This window comes from uncultured Thiohalocapsa sp. (assembly GCF_913063425.1).
GTDB lineage: Bacteria > Pseudomonadota > Gammaproteobacteria > Chromatiales > Chromatiaceae > Thiohalocapsa.
Genome location: NZ_CAJXYK010000010.1, coordinates 105,997 through 122,461, shown reverse-complemented (window position 1 = coordinate 122,461; position 16,465 = coordinate 105,997). Strand labels below are relative to the sequence as shown.

The 16,465-nt window shown below is 69.5% G+C and carries 18 protein-coding genes and 1 pseudogene; 13 read left to right on the top strand and 6 right to left on the bottom strand.

The window, feature by feature from the left end:
* Positions 1–217: 217 nt before the first annotated feature.
* From QZ607_RS07880 to QZ607_RS07865, 4 genes are all read right to left on the bottom strand, one after another.
* Positions 218–1,462 (bottom strand): PilT/PilU family type 4a pilus ATPase, encoded by a 1,245-nt coding sequence (locus tag QZ607_RS07880; protein ID WP_295881571.1) that lies wholly within the window; start codon positions 1,460–1,462, stop codon positions 218–220.
* A 92-nt stretch (positions 1,463–1,554) separates the two neighbouring features.
* Entirely contained in the window at positions 1,555–2,592 is a 1,038-nt protein-coding gene (locus tag QZ607_RS07875; RefSeq protein WP_295881570.1) for a type IV pilus twitching motility protein PilT, read from the bottom strand.
* A 140-nt stretch (positions 2,593–2,732) separates the two neighbouring features.
* The gene (locus QZ607_RS07870; RefSeq protein WP_295881568.1) at positions 2,733–3,548 is read right to left on the bottom strand and encodes a mechanosensitive ion channel domain-containing protein; all 816 of its coding nucleotides are present in this window, start codon (positions 3,546–3,548) and stop codon (positions 2,733–2,735) included.
* Between the two features lie 9 nt (positions 3,549–3,557).
* A complete protein-coding gene (locus tag QZ607_RS07865; protein ID WP_295881566.1) occupies positions 3,558–4,763 on the bottom strand; it encodes a hypothetical protein in 1,206 nt (401 codons plus the stop codon).
* Between the two features lie 538 nt (positions 4,764–5,301).
* On the opposite strand from QZ607_RS07865, the gene QZ607_RS07860 reads away from it, so the two are divergent.
* From QZ607_RS07860 to QZ607_RS07805, 12 genes and pseudogenes are all read left to right on the top strand, one after another.
* On the top strand, positions 5,302–6,117 hold the full coding sequence (locus QZ607_RS07860; RefSeq protein ID WP_295881564.1) for a BON domain-containing protein: 816 nt from the start codon (positions 5,302–5,304) through the stop codon (positions 6,115–6,117).
* 143 nt (positions 6,118–6,260) lie between these two features.
* Complete coding sequence (locus tag QZ607_RS07855; RefSeq protein ID WP_295881559.1) at positions 6,261–7,103, top strand: hypothetical protein; 843 nt, start codon at positions 6,261–6,263, stop codon at positions 7,101–7,103.
* 133 nt (positions 7,104–7,236) lie between these two features.
* Positions 7,237–7,464, top strand: a complete 228-nt coding sequence (locus tag QZ607_RS07850; RefSeq protein WP_295881555.1) for an RND transporter — start codon at positions 7,237–7,239, stop codon at positions 7,462–7,464.
* A gap of 193 nt (positions 7,465–7,657) precedes the next feature.
* Positions 7,658–8,011, top strand: a complete 354-nt coding sequence (locus tag QZ607_RS07845; protein WP_295881554.1) for a metalloregulator ArsR/SmtB family transcription factor — start codon at positions 7,658–7,660, stop codon at positions 8,009–8,011.
* 196 nt (positions 8,012–8,207) lie between these two features.
* Positions 8,208–9,284: a phosphate ABC transporter substrate-binding protein PstS gene (gene pstS / locus QZ607_RS07840; protein ID WP_295881553.1), complete on the top strand. Its 1,077-nt coding sequence runs from the start codon at positions 8,208–8,210 to the stop codon at positions 9,282–9,284.
* Positions 9,285–9,302: 18 nt separating this feature from the next.
* Positions 9,303–9,446 carry a hypothetical protein gene (locus QZ607_RS07835; protein ID WP_295881551.1) on the top strand — a complete coding sequence of 48 codons (144 nt, stop codon included), beginning with the start codon at positions 9,303–9,305 and terminating at the stop codon, positions 9,444–9,446.
* A 31-nt stretch (positions 9,447–9,477) separates the two neighbouring features.
* Positions 9,478–10,419 carry a sulfurtransferase gene (locus tag QZ607_RS07830; RefSeq protein WP_295881550.1) on the top strand — a complete coding sequence of 314 codons (942 nt, stop codon included), beginning with the start codon at positions 9,478–9,480 and terminating at the stop codon, positions 10,417–10,419.
* Between the two features lie 48 nt (positions 10,420–10,467).
* Positions 10,468–11,439 (top strand): permease, encoded by a 972-nt coding sequence (locus QZ607_RS07825; protein ID WP_295881549.1) that lies wholly within the window; start codon positions 10,468–10,470, stop codon positions 11,437–11,439.
* 194 nt (positions 11,440–11,633) lie between these two features.
* A complete protein-coding gene (locus QZ607_RS07820) occupies positions 11,634–11,873 on the top strand; it encodes a thioredoxin family protein (RefSeq protein WP_295881547.1) in 240 nt (79 codons plus the stop codon).
* Between the two features lie 60 nt (positions 11,874–11,933).
* Entirely contained in the window at positions 11,934–12,947 is a 1,014-nt protein-coding gene (locus QZ607_RS07815; protein WP_295881545.1) for an ArsJ-associated glyceraldehyde-3-phosphate dehydrogenase, read from the top strand.
* Between the two features lie 3 nt (positions 12,948–12,950).
* Positions 12,951–14,165: pseudogene (gene arsJ / locus QZ607_RS07810) on the top strand (organoarsenical effux MFS transporter ArsJ); the annotation flags it as partial.
* A gap of 54 nt (positions 14,166–14,219) precedes the next feature.
* Positions 14,220–14,786, top strand: a complete 567-nt coding sequence (locus QZ607_RS07805; protein ID WP_295881648.1) for an HlyD family efflux transporter periplasmic adaptor subunit — start codon at positions 14,220–14,222, stop codon at positions 14,784–14,786.
* 55 nt (positions 14,787–14,841) lie between these two features.
* Here the strand turns inward: QZ607_RS07805 and QZ607_RS07800 are convergent, their stop codons facing one another.
* Positions 14,842–15,144, bottom strand: coding sequence for a hypothetical protein (locus QZ607_RS07800; protein WP_295881543.1), 303 nt, complete (start codon positions 15,142–15,144; stop codon positions 14,842–14,844).
* Between the two features lie 146 nt (positions 15,145–15,290).
* On the bottom strand, positions 15,291–15,671 hold the full coding sequence (locus QZ607_RS07795; RefSeq protein ID WP_295881540.1) for a serine hydrolase domain-containing protein: 381 nt from the start codon (positions 15,669–15,671) through the stop codon (positions 15,291–15,293).
* A gap of 225 nt (positions 15,672–15,896) precedes the next feature.
* Between QZ607_RS07795 and QZ607_RS07790 the strand changes: the two genes are divergently transcribed.
* Complete coding sequence (locus QZ607_RS07790) at positions 15,897–16,427, top strand: sigma-70 family RNA polymerase sigma factor (RefSeq protein WP_295881537.1); 531 nt, start codon at positions 15,897–15,899, stop codon at positions 16,425–16,427.
* The last annotated feature ends 38 nt before the right edge of the window (positions 16,428–16,465 follow it).

Below are 16,465 nucleotides of genomic sequence, written 5' to 3'. Positions count from 1 at the left end.
CAAGCTCAGCACCAGAACAGCCGCGAGGGCGGCGCATCGGCGCCGCTGCGTATTGACGAGCATCTCCACCTGCATGGTCGATCACGCCTTTCTGTGGGCCAGTGTTGATGCTGCGCCTGGCGGAGGCCCACGCCAATCGGGGTCTTTACTCCGCAGCACGGTGGCGGCGGGCCGCAACCGGCGCCTGCGCGCAGCAGGCGCCCATGCGCGCAGCCACTCACAGCTTCAGCTTCTGGTCCTTCGGCGGCGGCTGGTGCTGCGGCCGGGCGGTGCCGCTCTGTGGTGACTCGGTGGGGGGAGCCTGGGTGGTGCCGTCGATGAAGGTGCTCTCCTCCTCGGGGTCATCGCTCACCAGCGAGATCTTGTCGGCGCTGTCGGCGAGGCTCTGGGAGAGGTGCTGGGAGCCCTTGAGCTTGACCATGAGCCGCAGCTCATTGGCGGAGTCCGCGTGCCTGATGGCCTCCTCGTAGCTGATCTCGCCTGCCTCCAACAGTTGGAACAACGCCTGGTCGAAGGTGTTCATGCCCTGCTCGTTGGACTTGGCCATGATCTCCTTGAGCTTGTGCACCTCGCCCTTGCGGATGAGGTCTGCCACCAATGGCGTGTTGATGAGGATCTCCACCACGGCGCGACGGCCACGCCCGCTTTTGTGCGGCAGGAGCTGCTGCGCGACGATGGCGCGCAGGTTCAGCGACAGGTCCATGAAGAGCTGGCGCTGCGCCTCGTCCGGGAAGAAGTTGATGATGCGGTCCAGCGCCTGGTTGGCATTGTTGGCGTGCAGCGTGGCGAACACCAGGTGGCCCGTCTCGGCGAAGGCCATGGCGTATTCCATGGTCTCCTTGGTGCGGATCTCGCCGATCAGGATCACGTCCGGGGCCTGACGCAGGGTGTTGCGCAGGGCCACCTCGAAGGAGGCCGTGTCCACGCCCACCTCGCGCTGGGTGATGATGCAGCCGTCATGCTCGTGGACGTACTCGATGGGGTCCTCGATGGTGATGATGTGGCCCGTGGTCATGCGGTTGCGGTAACCGATGAGCGCTGCGAGCGAGGTGGACTTACCCGTGCCGGTGCCACCCACGAAGATGACGATGCCGCGCTTGTGCATGCCGAGATCGCGCAGGATGGACGGCAGCCGCAGCTCCTCGATGGTGGGGATGCGCGTCTCGATGCGCCGCAGCACCAGCCCCGCCTGGTTGCGCTGCTTGAAGGCGCTGACGCGGAAGCGCCCGGCGCCGCGCGCGTTGATGGCGAACTGGCACTCGTTGGTTGCGTCGAACTCCTGCAGCTGCTTGCCCGTCATCAGCTCCTGGGCGGCCTGCATGGTCTGCTCCGGCGTCAGCGCTTCAGTGCCCACGGGCCGGATGACACCGTCGATCTTGATGCTCGGCGGCCGGCCCGCGGTGATGAACAGGTCCGAGCCCCGTTCGTCATTCATCATATTGAGCAGGTTCTTCAGGTCCATGGCAGATCGGTACAGGCTGTGCAGGGCGATGGGATGCCGGCGATGCGGAGGACCCAGGCCGCAGCGGCTGCGAGCCGCCGCGGCGTCCGGGGCTAGAGGAAGGTTTCCTTGCTTTGGGCCTTGACCCGCGCATCGGCCTTGGTCACCAGGCCGCGCTTGACCAATTCCGTCAGGTTCTGGTCCAGGGTCTGCATACCGCTGGCCTGGCCGGTCTGGATGGCGGAATACATCTGCGCCACCTTGTCCTCGCGGATGAGATTGCGGATGGCCGGGGTGCCGATCATGATCTCGTGCGCGGCGACGCGCCCGCCGCTGATCTTCTTGAGCAGCGTCTGCGAGATCACCGAGCGCAGGGACTCGGACAGCATGGACCGCACCATGGTCTTCTCGGCGGCCGGAAAGACGTCGACGATGCGGTCGATGGTCTTGGCGGCGGAGCTGGTGTGCAGGGTGCCGAACACCAGGTGGCCCGTCTCGGCGGCGGTCAGCGCGAGGCGAATCGTCTCCAGGTCGCGCATCTCGCCCACCAGGATGATGTCCGGGTCCTGGCGCAGGGCCGAGCGCAGGGCCTCGCTGAAGCCGAGCGTGTCCTTGTGCACCTCGCGCTGGTTGATGAGGCACTTCTTGCTGCTGTGCACAAACTCGATGGGGTCCTCGATGGTGAGGATGTGCGAGTAGTGGTTGTCGTTCATGTAGTCGATCATCGCCGCCAGCGTGGTCGACTTGCCGGAGCCGGTGGGGCCTGTCACCAGCACCAGCCCGCGCGGCACATCCACGATGTCGCGGAAGATCTCCGGGGCGTTCAGCTCCTCCAGCGTCAGCACCTTGGACGGGATGGTGCGGAACACCGCCGCGGCGCCGCGCTTCTGGTTGTAGGCGTTGACGCGGAAGCGGGCGACACCCGGGATCTCGAACGAGAAGTCCGTCTCCAGGAACTCCTCGTAGTCCTTGCGCTGCTTGTCGTTCATGATGTCGTAGATCAGCGAATGCACCGTGCGATGCTCAAGCGGCGGCACGTTGATGCGGCGCATGTCGCCGTCCACGCGAATCATGGGCGGCAGGCCGGCGGACAGGTGCAGGTCCGAGGCCTTGTTCTTGACACTGAAGGCGAGGAGCTCGGCGATATCCAAGATGGCCTCCCGGCGGGCATGAGGCGGGTCACCGGCGCAGGGTCAGGCGCTCCCCCACGACAGCGAAAGCCCAAGCATAGCGCGAAGGCGGTGGAGCATTCCAAGACGGCGGTTGCGGCCCCGGCCGCCGCGCCGCCGGGTCAGCTCGGCGGCGGTGACGGGTCCGGGGCGGGAGACGCGGCGGCGAAGGCCGCGCCGAGCCGCAGCAGCTCGGCCTTGCCGCGCAGGGTCAGGTCGGTGGTGAAGCGGAACTGCTGGCGGGCGTCGATGGGATAGGCCCGCAGCCGGTAGCGGGTGCCCCAGGGCTGCTCCTGGGCCACCACCGCAATGGGCTGTTCGAAGGCCAGGTAGGGGCTGGTCAGCGCCACGTCGTAGAGCGCCGCACGCACCCGGGCGCCGTCGTGCTCGGGATGCAGGTGGAAGTCCGCAACGCACTGGAGCTGCGGTTGGCCGTTGTTGGCATTGCTGATGGCCTCGTCCCAGAGCTTCTGGTGCGGGATGGTCACAAGGTTGTCGTCGGGTGTGACCAGCTGCAGGGCACGCACGCCGACGTGGGTCACCTCGCCGTAGACGCCGTCGATCTCCACCCAGTCGCCGTTGCGGTAAGGGGCCTCGCCCACCGCGACGATGCCCGCCACCAGGCTGCTGGCGTAGTCCTTGAGGGCGAAGCCCAGCGCCAGGCCCAGCGAGCCCAGCACCGCCACCATGTTCTGGAACGACGGCTCAATGACCTTCGGCAGCGCCAGCAGAAAGGCGCCGACAATGATGATGAGCCGCAGCAGCGGCACCATGGCGAGCAGCCAGTGCCGGCGGCGCCCGCGCAGCCGGTTGGCAAGCCAGGGCAGGGTCTTCTGGAGCAGCACAATGAGCGCCGTGGCCGCCGCCAGGATGAGCGCCAGGTCGAGCAGGGCGCTGGTGTCGAGGTGCTTGAAGAGGCTCGCGATATCCCGGTCCATGCCGTGCCCTCAGAAGTCGTCCAGCAGGAAGCCCTGGGCCTTGAGCAGGTCACGCGCCGGTGCATAGCCCGCCGCGGTGAGGCGCCAGTCCCCGGCAGGGGCCTCGGCAATGGCCCCGGCGGCGGCGAGCCGCTGCAGTACGCCCTCCACTCGGAAGGCCGGCAGCGGCAGCAGCTCGGCCAGCAGCGGCCCGGGCAGGCCGTTGTGCAGCAGCAGCGCGTGCAGCACCAGGGCGACTGTCTCATCCGGACCGGCGGCGAGGCTCGGCTCCGTCGCCGCCGCCACCCAGATGCTGGTGCCGTCGTCCGCGGTGCCCGTGCCCGCGTCCTCGCCGTCGGCGTCCGGCTCGGCACGCAGGCGCGAGCGCCAGAGCGCCCGGGCGAGTCCCGCATTGCCGCGACAGCGGGCGGCCAGGTATTGCAGCTCGGTGGCACCGGCGGCGTCCTCGGCGCCATCCACCACCAGCACCGGCTTGCCGCTGTGGGCGTGGCGAAAGCGCAGCGGGCGGCGCACGTGGGCGGCCACCAGCGCGCGGAACAGCGTCGCCAGACCCTCGCCGTCGCAGGCCTGAAGCGTGAGCACGCGGCGCGTGGGCAGCGCAGCGACCTGGCGCAGATAGGCCCAGGCCCAGCTGTCGCAGCCGATGATGCCGTGGCCAAGCCGGCCCGCCTGGGCCTGCGTCAGCAGCGCGCGCACCAGGGCCAGACCCGCGGCATGGCGCAGCCAGCACTGCTCCAGCCGCGGCAGCAGCCACGGGCGCGCGTCCCGCGGCCAGGCATCGAGCCAGGCCCGATCCCCGCTCAGGATCGCGTCATCCCCGGGCGGCTCGATGGGTTGCGCGCCCCGCCCGGCCGCCCAGGCATGCAACAGCGCCCCATGCCCGCTGTGCGGCGGGCCGATGAGGAGCCAGACGCCGTCGGCATCCTCCCCGAGCTGCTGGTCCAGCGCCGCGGCGCCGGCAGTCCAGTCCACCGGCCCGGCCAGGGCGTCCAGGCGCTGCGGCGTGAGCCCGCGCAGGTCCGCCTCGGTGCGGGCGGGCGCCTCAGGCGCCTTCCGCCGGGGCGCAAACAGCCGCCGCAGCGAGGCCCAGCGCGCCCGCGCCGCGCCCGCCGCCGGTGTCTGCGGCAGACGGTAATCGGCGATGGGCACGAGCTGCCAGAGGGGCTCGGCATCCGCCGTGGCCTGCGTGCCGGCATTTGGGGGTTGCGTGGTCATGTGGGCCGCGGGCAAGCCGCATCCTGCTCAGCGCCAATGCATGCGACCATGGTCGCACGATCGCGGACCGGATCGGGATCAGGCGCGCCCTGCCCCCGGGGCCACCGACGTCCAGTCGGCCCACCTGGGGCCGCCGACTTCCAGTCGGCCCGCCTGGGGCCGCCGACTTCCAGTCGGCCCGATCCGCCTCCACCCTCCCCGGGGTCCTCACGTCTCAGCACCCATGGCCTGGCTGAGACCATCGCGCCGAGTGAAACTCGGCGCCCCCAGGGGCCGGGGCTGGGTGCGGCGCCGAGTGAAACTCGGCGGCCCCAGGGGCTGGGTCTGGCCGCGGCGCCGAGTGAAACTCGGCGCCCCCAGGGGCTCGCCCCAGGGGCTGGCTCTGGCCGCGGCGCCGAGTGGAGCCCGGCGGCCCCGGGGACGCACCAACGCGGCTGCCTGCCATACCAGCGCCTCATCAGCAGCCTGAAAGATGCCCTGCCCGCTGGCACGCACACGCGGACGCCGCGGGCACGGCCCCAACCCGAAGGAGCACAGCATGTCGCATCCGAGGACGCTCGCGCACCGCCTGCGCCGCTGCACCACCCACGCGCTCGCGGCGGCCCTGGTCTTACAATGCGCCGCAGCGGTGGCCGCATCCGGCGCCGCGACCAGGGCGCAGACCCTCATCGACCTGAACCCCATCCTGAGCGGCTACGCGATCCAGGTGCGCCCGAGCGACACCGGCCTGCGCCTGGAAGGCAGCGTCGCCGACGCCGCAGAGCAGCAGCTGGCGCAGGCGCTGGCGGTCCTGGTGGCGGACGGCGCCGAGATCGACAACGCCCTGGGTCTGGACGCCGAGCTGCCGGACACGCCGGGGCCGCTGTTCGGCGCGGACGAGGACGCCACCATCGCCACCCGGCTCCGGCAGACCCTCGACTGGCAGAAGGACACCGCCGGCCTCGGCATCGAGCTGGAGGTGAACCGGGGCGAAGTGCGCCTCAACGGCCAGGTGGGCACCACCGGCACCAAGGACCGCGTCGCCGCCCTCGCCGCCACCACCGAGGGCGTGGACGCGGTGTTCAACTACATCAGCGTCGACCCCGCCAACATCCCGGCGATTCGCGAGCAGCAGGCGCAGCTCGCCGACGCGGAGCGCGCGGACGCCTGGATCGCGAGCCGGCTGCGGCGGCTGCTTCAGTTCGACACCACGGTGAACGCCCACAGCATCGAGGTGGAGGCCCGCGACGGCACGGCCATCCTGAGCGGGGCCGTCACCTCCTCTGCAGAGCGCAATGTGGCGGAGGGCCTGGCGGCCAACCTGCCCGGCGTGCGCGAGGTGGACTCGCGCCTGGTGATCGAGCGCCCGCGCTGAGGCGTGCCCGGGGCCGACGCCGCTGTGCCCGTACACCCTCTGCTTGCTGGGCCGGCTGGACCATCGGCGCGCCCTCGGCCCTGGAAGTCTGCCCAAGCCAACGCGACCTATGCGCCACCCACTGACGGCAGCAAGCTGCAACCATGAACCTGCGACGCCTCTCGGGCCTGGCGCGCCCCGTCGATACCAACTACGCCGGCAACCGCCACATCCTGGCTCTCAGCGCCGCCGTGCTGGTGGTGGCCTGGCCGATGCTCGGGCTCTACACCGGCAGCTGGCTCGCGGCGCTCGGCGCTGCGGCGGTGGCCGCGCTGGCCTGCTTTCTGGCCTGGGCACTCGCCCGGGAGCTGGACCCGGACCAGAGCGACGCCGCCCTGCTCGGCGCCGCCCTCACCCTGCCCGGACTGCTGGCGGTGGGGCTGCCGGACCTCGGCGCGCTCTTCCTCGTGCTGCTGGCCATGCGCGTGGTGAACCGCACCACCGGCATCCCGGCGACGGTGCTGGATCTGGGCTTGCTGGTGGTGCTGGCCGTGCTGGTCTCCCTGCCGGCGCAGCCCGTCTATCTGGCCGCCGCCGGCGTCGCGGTGCTGCTGGACGGCATTCTGTCGCCGCCGAGCCGGCGGCGGCTCATCACCGGCATCGGGGCCGCCATGATCGCCGCCGCCGTGGTCATCGTCGTCATGCCCGAAGGCCCGGGGCCGGCGCCCGACCCGGCGGCCGTGCTGGCGGCGCTGGTGCTGACCGCGGCACTCGTCCCGGTGATCCGTGCCCAGGCGGACATCAAAAGCACGGCCGACGACACCGGCGAGCCCCTCAGCGCCCGCCGGGTGCAGGCGGCACAGCTGCTGGCGCTCGCCAGCGCGCTGGCGACGGCTTACTTCCAGGGCAGCGCGGGCCTGGCGGCGCTGTCGCCGCTGTGGGCGGCGGTGCTCGGCGCCGCCGGATGGCGACTCTGGGCGCGCGTGCGCGGAGCGGGGGCGGCCTGACGCACAAGCACAGACGCAATCACGCAGGCGCAGCGGCGCTGGACCGAGCCGGCGCAGGCATGCACCATGCCGGCGGCTGAGCGCCCAAGCGCCGCCGCGGGCGGCAACCACCAAGAACCGATAAGGCACGCCCGTGTTCGACTGGCTCGATCAACTCTCGCTCCCGCTGCTGCTCATCGTGGCGCTGACCCTGGGGCTCGCTCCCTTCTTCCCGGAGCCCCATGTCTGGGAGAAGCTCAAGATGCTGGCGGCCGGCGAGCTGGTGCGGCCCATCGACATCTTCGACCTGCTGCTGCACGGCACGCCCTGGCTGTTGCTGGTTGCGAAGCTGATCCGCCTGACGGTGAAGCCGCGCCAGTGACCGCACGCACGGGCGCCGCGGATGCGCCAGCCTGTGCCGATGCGCCAGCCTGATCAGCTGCGCGGCCCGGGCCGCGCACCCGGCCCTCCACCACCGCTTATCGGCGGCACAGGGCGCCATCCCGCCGCCGTGAATCCCTGCGGCAGGTACCATCTGCCAAGCCGCGGACCATGACTGCCGCGGCCTCCCACTCATGACCCAGCAAGCCACCGACTTCTTCTCTGCCCTCGCCCACGACACCCGCCTGCGTACCCTGATGCTGCTGGCGGAGCATGGCGAGCTCTGTGTGTGCGAGCTGACCCACGCCATCGGCGTGAGTCAGCCGCACCTCTCGCGCCATCTGGCGCAGCTGCGTGAGCTCGGCCTGGTGGCGGACCGCCGTGCCGGGGTCTGGATCTACTACCGCATCAGCAGCGAGCTCCCCGCCTGGGCACAACGGGTGCTGCGCGAGACGCACGCGGGCCTGTCTGACACCTACCCCTTCGCAGCCGATGCCGCGGCCCTGAGCGCCATGCCGAACCGCCCCGACGCACCGCGCTGCACATGACAGGCCCGCCGACCGGCCGACCTGACACTGCCGCGGCGTTACGGCGCCGCCCCCGCCCCCTGGGAATCGTCTCCTCTCAGCCATGTGCGCCGGCGGCGCTGCCTGGCGCGGCAACATATTCGTAATTTCATATATCTGGTTTTTCGTATACCCTGCGCTCACATTCTCTCCACTGTGCGCAACCCAGGAGACACCGATGCGCTCCCGCGCGACCATCACACTGCTCGCCTCGGCCACCGCGGCGGCGTTGCTGCTCAGCGCCTGCGATCAGGCGCCGGAAACCAGCTCGACCGCACCCAGCACGGACACCCAGGCCACCGTGAGCGGTGCGGGCTCGTCCTTCGCGGCGCCCATCTTCAAGCACTGGCTGGTGCAGTACGGGGCCGGGCATCCAGCGCTGGCCCTGAGCTACGACTCCATCGGCAGCGGGGCGGGCATCGAGCGCTTTCTGGCCGGCGGCGTGGACATCGGCGCCACCGACGCGCCGCTGGCCACGGATGATGCAGCCCAGCTGGAGGGTAGCTTTGCGCAGCTGCCCATCACCGGCGGCATGATCGCCATCGCCTACAACCTGCCGGGCGTCGATGGGCCCATCAATCTGCCGCGGGATGTCTATCCGGACATCTTCCTGGGCGAGGTCTACCGCTGGGACGACCCGCGCATCGCCGCCGCCAATCCGGGCATCGAGCTGCCCGCCAAGGTGATCCAGGTGGTAGCCCGGCGAGACTCCAGCGGCACCACCTTCGCCTTCACCAACCACCTTGCCGCAGTCAGCGAGACTTGGGCGGACGGGCCGGGCGTCGGCAAGAAGATCGACTGGCCCGGCGGCGCCATGGAGGCCAACGGCAACGAGGGCGTCGCCCAGCGCATCAAGATCACCCAAAACGCCATCGGCTATGTGGAGGCGGGCTTCGCCCAGCGCCTCGGGCTGTCGCTGGCCTGGCTGGAGAACCGCGCCGGTGGCCTGGTGCAGCCCAACGTCGAGACCGGCCGCCGCGGGCTCGCCGACGGTGCCGACACGCCGCCGGACGATCTGACCCGCACCATCCCCGACCCCCAGGGTGCGCGCTCCTACCCCATCGTCACCTACACTTGGGCGCTGGTGCGCGGCGACTATGACTCGCCCGAGAAGACCGCCGCCGTGCACGATCTGCTGCGCTGGATCCTCACCGACGGCCAGGCGGACGCCGAGTCCCTGTACTACGTGCCGCTCCCGGAAAACCTGGCGCAGGCGGCGCTCGCGGAGCTGAACGCACTCCGGCCCCAGCACTGAGCACAGCAGGAGCCCACGATGACCCGCTGTCTGATTCCCGGCGGCAGCGGCGCCGGCATCAGCGCCGCGTTGCGCGCCCGGGAGCTGGCGATCCTCGCGCAGCCGCTGATCATCGCCATGCTGGCGGCGCCGCTGCCGATCCAGGTCTGTTTCGAAGTTTGAAGGGTGAAGTTTGAAAGGTTTCGGAGGGGTCATGGCTTCTATCTTGTTTTGGCTCGGTAAGCGTCTGTGGATCGCCCTCGCTGTCGCGCTGTTGCTGCCGGTTGGGGTGGTCGCGGCGCCCGGCTTTTTGGTGAGCTCGGACTGGCTCGCCGAGCGCATTGACGATGAGAATCTCGTGGTGCTGGAGGTGCGTTATCACCCACACCGCTATTTCACTGTTGGACATATCCCGGGCGCGGTGCAGGTGCAGCGCTTCAAGGATCTCGGCGACAACCAGGGCGACCCGCTGATGCGCTTTCCTTCCCGCGAGGCGTTTCAGGCGACCTTGCGGCGCTGGGGCGTCAACGATGACTCGACGCTGGTGCTCTATGACGACGCCCGCACGGCGCTGGCCTCGCGGCTGTACTTCCTGCTCGCGCTCTACGGCTTCCCGCTGGAACAGGTGAAGGTACTGAACGGCGGCACCGTGGACTGGACGGTGTTCGAGGCGCTGAGCCGGGACCCGGTGACGCCCACACCCGGCAGCGTGACGCTGCAGGCGGCCGACCCTGACCTGTTCGTGGAATGGACCGCCATCTACGACGATGTGGTGTCCCGCCGCGACCCGGACGTGGTGCTGCTCGACGCCCGCCCGCACGATATGTACACGGGCGAGGTCATCCGTCACTCCATCCAGGGCGGCCATATCCCGGGGGCGGTCAATGTGGTGAGCCTGGACGGCACCGACGGTCAGACCCAGCGCTGGCTCAACGATGAGCGTCTGCAAGCGCTCTACGCCGACATCCCGAAGGACAAGACCCTCTACGTCTACTGCCACGACGGCTTCCGCATGAGCCTCGCCTGGATGCAGCTGAAGCACCTGGGCTATGCGGATGTGCGGCTCTACAACGGCGGCTGGTCCCACTGGGGCAACACGCTGACGCTGCCGGTGGTGGAGGGCGCGGCGCCCTATGACGACGCCTTTGCGCTGTAGCTGCTGCCCATCATTCCGGCGCCGGGCTCGCCCGGAGGACGACTGACCATGTTCGCGCGACTCGGCGACCTCATCGCCTACGACCTGCTCCACCTCGACCCGGCCGGCCACCTCGGGCCCGCGCTGCAGTTCTTCGTCATGGACGTGACGAAGATCTTCGCCCTGCTGGTGGTGGTGATCTACGTCATGGGCCTGCTCCGCGCGCTGCTCTCCCCGGAGCGGGTGCGGGCCATCGTGCGCGGGCGCCCCGACTGGCAGGCGCGCGGCATCGCGGTGGGGCTCGGTGCGCTGACGCCCTTCTGCTCCTGCTCATCGGTGCCGCTGTTCATCGGCTTCGTGGAGGCGGGCATCCCGCTCGGTGTGACCTTCTCGTTCCTGATCGCGAGCCCGATGATCAACGAGGTGGCGGTGGTGGTGCTGGTGGGCCTGCTCGGCTGGCAGCTGGCGGCGCTGTACGTGCTGGCCGGGCTCACGGTGGCCTGGGTCGGCGGCATCGTCATGCAGCGCTTCCGCCCGGAGCGCTGGGTGGAGGACTACGTCTGGGCCATCCGCGTCGGCAGCGCCGGCACGCCGACACCGTCGCGCTCGCTGGCCGCCCGCCACCGCTATGCCGTGGGCGAGGTGCGGGAGATCGTCGGGCGCATCTGGCGCTGGGTGCTGCTCGGCATCGGCGTCGGCGCGCTTTTCCACGGCTTCGTGCCGGCGGACTGGGTGACAACGCATTTGGGCGGCGGCGCCTGGTACAGCGTGCCGGCGGCGGTGCTGTTGGGCATCCCGATGTATGCCAATGCCACAGGCGTCATCCCGGTGGCGGAGGCGATGCTCGGCAAGGGGGTGGCCATCGGCACGACGCTGGCGCTGATGATGAGCGTCGCGGCCCTGTCGGTGCCGGAGCTGCTGATCCTGCGCAAGGTCATCCGCTGGCCGGCGCTGGCGCTCTTCGCCGGCGTGCTGGCGGTGGCCTTCACGCTGGTGGGCTGGGGCTTCAACCTGGTGGGGCCGCTGGCAGCTCCCGCTTGAGCGGCGGCGGCGCATGCCTCAGCAGCAGACCCGCATGGCCGGTGCAGCGGCGTCCTCGCCGCGCCCTGAGGTCGATGGCGCACAGGACGGCGCTCCCAGCGCGTTCTCGGTGAAGAACGCGTTGCTGGCCCACCGGACAACCTGTAGATCCAACGCAACCACTATCCAAGCGAGCCAACACCCGGAGTGAATCCATGAAAGCGATCAAGGTGCTCGGCAGCGGCTGCCGCAATTGCGAGACCACCGCCAAACTCATCGAAACGGCCGCACAACAGGCGGGCGTCGAGGTGCAGGTGGAGAAGGTCACCGACGTCGCCGAGATCATGAGCTACGGCGTCCTATCCACGCCGGGAGTCGTGGTCGACGGGCAGCTGGTGCACAGCGGCGGCGTGCCGGGGCCGGATGCGGTCCGCCGTTGGGTCGGCGGCAGCTAGAAGCTCCCAGTGTGCAATCTTGTGCAATCTGAGGTTTGCAATCTGTCAGGGGGATTGACGATGACTGTTCGGATCGGGATCAATGGGTTTGGGCGCATGGGGCGGCTCGGGCTGCGGGCGGCCTGGGACCGCAAGGATGACGGGCCTGCGCTCGAATTCGTCCATGTCAATGAGACTGCCTGCGATGCCGCGGGGGCGGCGCATCTGCTGGAATTCGACTCGGTGCACGGGCGCTTCGGGCGTGCGTGTGCCGGCGACGGCGATGCACTGCTGGTCGACGGCGGACGCATCGGCTACAGCAGCCACACGGCCATCGCCGATGTGGACTGGTACGGCTGCGACATCGTCATCGAGGCCACCGGCAAGCACCACAAGCAGCCGGAGCTGTTGCAGGGCTATTTCGAGCAGGGCGTCAAAAAGGTGCTCGTCGCGGCGCCTACCAAGGGTGCGCTCGACATCGTCTACGGCGTCAACCATGACCGCTACGATCCGGCCCAGCACCACCTGGTGACCGCCGCGTCCTGCACCACCAATTGCCTCGCGCCGGTGGTGAAGGTCATGCACGAGCAGGTGGGTATCGTGCACGGCTGCATGACCACCATCCACGACATCACCAACACCCAGCGCATCGTGGACCTGGGCCACAAGGACCTGCGCCGCGCCCGCGCCTGCGGCCAGTCCCTGATCCCGACCACCACCGGCTCTGCCAAGGCCATCACCAAGATCTTCCCGGAGCTGACCGGCAAGCTGAACGGGCACGCGGTGCGGGTGCCGCTGCTGAACGCGTCGCTGACGGACTTCGTCTTCGAGGCCGCGCGGTCGGTAACGGCGGAGGAGATCAATGCGCTGTTCAAGGCCGCCGCCGCGGGCGAGCTCGCCGGCGTCCTGGGCTATGAGGAGCGCCCGCTGGTGTCCGTGGATTATCTTAACGATCCCCGCTCGTCCATCGTCGATGCCCCCTCCACCATGGTCATCGATAACACACAGGTGAAGATTTATGCCTGGTACGACAATGAATGGGGCTATGTGAACCGGATGATCGACATTGCCTGGATGCTTGCGCGGAGCCTCTGAGCCATGCAAGCCGCCACGCGCAATTATCTGACTGTCACCGCGGGCTACTGGGCCTTCACGGTCACCGACGGCGCTATCCGCATGCTGGTGGTGCTGTACTTCCACCAGCTCGGCTATTCGCCGTTCGAGGTGGCGATGCTGTTCCTCTTCTACGAGGTCTTCGGCATCGTGACCAACCTCGTCGGCGGCTGGCTCGGGGCGCGCATCGGGCTCAATCTCACCATGCACATCGGCATGGGCCTGCAGGTGGCGGCGCTCCTGATGCTGACGGTGCCGGACCCCTGGCTCTCGGTGGTCTATGTCATGGCGGCACAGGCCCTGTCCGGCATCGCGAAGGACCTGAACAAGATGTCGGCCAAGGCCACGGTCAAGACGCTGACCGGGGAGGGCGCAGGGGCCGAGTCGAAGCTCTTCAGGTATGTCGCGGTGCTGACAGGCTCCAAGAATGCGCTCAAGGGCGCGGGCTTCTTCGTCGGTGCCGCGCTGCTGCAGGCCTTCGGCTTCCGCAACGCGCTCTTCACGCTCGCGGGCGGGCTGTTCCTGGTGATGTTGGTCACCGTCATCCTGCTGCCCTCCGGCGTCGGCAAGATGAAGCAGAAGGCGCCCTTCACCCAGGTCTTCTCCAACACCCCGGCGATCAACTGGCTGTCGGCGGCGCGCTTCTTCCTATTCGGCGCCCGCGATGTCTGGTTCGTCGTGGCGCTGCCGGTGTATCTCTACTCGGTGCTGAACTGGGAGTACACGGCCGTCGGCGCCTTCCTCGCGCTCTGGGTCATCGGCTACGGCATCGTGCAGGCCGGCGCGCCAGCGCTGCTCCGCCCGAACCGCCAGGGCCAAGGCCCCAGCGGACGCTCGGCGCTGCTCGGCGCGCTGGTGCTGGCACTGGTGCCGGCGGGCATCGCCCTGGCGCTGATGCAAGGCCCGGCGCTGGACTGGGAGCCGGGGCCAATCCTGATCATCGGGCTCATCGCCTTCGGCATCGTCTTCGCCATCAACTCTGCGGTCCATTCTTATCTGATCCTCGCCTACGCCGATGCCGACAAGGTCGCGCTCAACGTTGGCTTCTACTACATGGCCAATGCCGGCGGTCGCCTCGCCGGCACGGTGCTGTCGGGCCTGATCTATCAGCTTCAGGGTCTGGAAGGCTGTCTGTGGTGGTCCACCGGCTTCGTGCTGGCCGCGGCCCTGCTCTCGCTTTGGCTCCCCCGTACCCCACAAGCTGCGGCCGTTGATGCTGCGCCGCCGCAGCCCAGGCTCATCGACGCGGACGCGGTGGTCGAGCCGACACGCCTCGCCGAGCTCTATGCGCCCATTGCGGGGCGGGTCCAGGACTGCGCGGTGCGTGAGGGTGACGTCGTCACGGCCGGGCAGGCACTGCTGCGCATCGTGCCGACCGCCGCCGACGCCACTGAGCAACAGATGGCTGCACCCTGGGATGGAGAGGTGCTGCGCTCGCATGTGCATGTGGAAGGGCGCGAGGTGCCGGCACAGGCTTTGCTGCTGGAGCTGTTCGATCCGCACAGCCTGGTGCTGCGCTTCACCGTGGACGGCAGCCAAGCCCTCGGGCTGGCCCCGGGCCAGCAGGTGCAGGCGCAGTTCGCCGGCGCCCCGGGCAGCCCCGTCGAGCTTGCCATCACGCGCGCATGGCCCGCCCTGGAGCCGGACACCGGCCGGCGCGTTCTTGAAGCGCAGCTGCCGGCACAGGCGGGCCTCGCCGTGGGCCTGTCTGCCCGTGTTCGCGTCGAGCCCGCGATCGCGCTGCAGCTGCCCGCGGCCACATTGGATGCCATCCCGATGCCGACGGGGCAAGGGGCATCTGGGCGAAACGCCGCGAGCTAGGCCAGGGATAGGATGCGATGCCCGCCGCACGCTGGCGCGCCGGCAGGCCGCCGCGTCAGTAGCTCAAGTCCAGGCTGCCGCCGAAGGGCCCATAAATGTCCGGACGCTCGGAGGACCCGCGCTCCTGGTTGAAGGCCGCATCGAGGTCCACGTTGAACAGGTCCGAGTTGCCACGGGCGATGCCCTGGTAGCGATCGACATCGCTGCCGACCCCGGGCTGCACGGCGGTGACGCCCTCGTACTTGATCAGCGGGTTGCTGCTGTCGGGGTTACCGGCGGTGAGCGCGCGGTAGCTGTCGGCGGCCTGGGCACCGGCGGTGAAGAGCACAGCGGCGGCGATGGCGAGGGTCTTGGTCATCCTGGGTCTCCAGTCTCTTGCTGTTGGCGGGTGATGCCGGCTTGTCAGTGCAGGTGCACCATTGCCGTCATCCGGGTTGACGTGGGCGGCGCGTTGCCTTGCCGTCCGCGTTTGCCCCTAGAGACCCAGTGCCTGAGCGGATTATTTCAGCGACCTGATGGCGGCGGCGTGATCGTCGGCGGCTGAGGGCCCCACCACGCCGATGGGCTCCGCCAGATAGCCGGACCAACGCAGCAGCGATGTGCCGCCCGCGCCCTCGACGAAGCGCAGGGCGTCGCCACGTCACGCGCCGTGGTTTGCAGCCCCTGGGCCGGCAGGTCCCGGATGGGCAGCGGTGTCAGGGGGCGGCCGCGGCGATGACCGATGGCGAGGGCGTCGGCCCGCGCCGGCAGGCTGGCAATGCGGGTTGCCTCCATGTGCAGGGGCGCGAACAGGGTCCGCCCCAGGTGCACTGCGAAGGGCTCGGCGGCCAGATGCTGCACCAGATGGCCGAGCACCGTGTAGCCGACATTGGAATAGCTGAACACCAGCCCCGCGCGTGCACAGACGTGTGCCCGCCAAGGGATTCTCGCCAGCCGTCAACGGCGGCGGCTGCGGCCGACCGGACGCGAGGCGTAACGATGCGTTGCAACGAAGCGTTACGTCCGCCGGCGAGCGGGCCACAGTAATGATCTATAAAACAGTGACTTACAGTTTGGCATGGCAGGTGCTGAGCCTTGGACAGCAACGCTCACTGCACCAGGAGACTCACCATGCCTGCGACCGCAACCGCCACCGCACCCACCGCCGCCGACACCCTACGCCCGACCATCGACTTCGACCAGTTGGTCCGCACCCATTGGTCGGCCCTGTACAAGTACGCCTACCGCCTGGCCGGCGACGCCCACACCGCCGAGGACCTGGTGCAGGACAGCCTGCTCCGGGCCTGGCGCGCGCGCCACAAGCTGAAGGAGCCGGCGGCGGTGAAGGGCTGGCTCAAGACCATCGTCCGCCGCGAGAACGCGCGCCGCTTCGAGCGCATCCAGCCCCGGGAGAGCGCCATGCCCACGGAGGAGGTGGGCGCCCAGCGCAAGACCTACGACACCTCCACCGAGGCCTTCGTGCTGCGCCGCGCCATCGCCGCCCTGGCACCGGAGTACCGCGAGCCGCTGATCCTGCAGGTGCTGCACGGCCTCTCCCAGCAGGAGATCGCCGAACGCCTGGGCTTGACCTCCGCCGGCGTCGGTACCCGGCTGTTCCGGGCGCGGCAGAAGCTGCGGGAGGCGCTGGGGGAGCGGGTGTGAGCCTTGTCCTCGCCCCTTTCGCAGCAGCGGACGAGGTG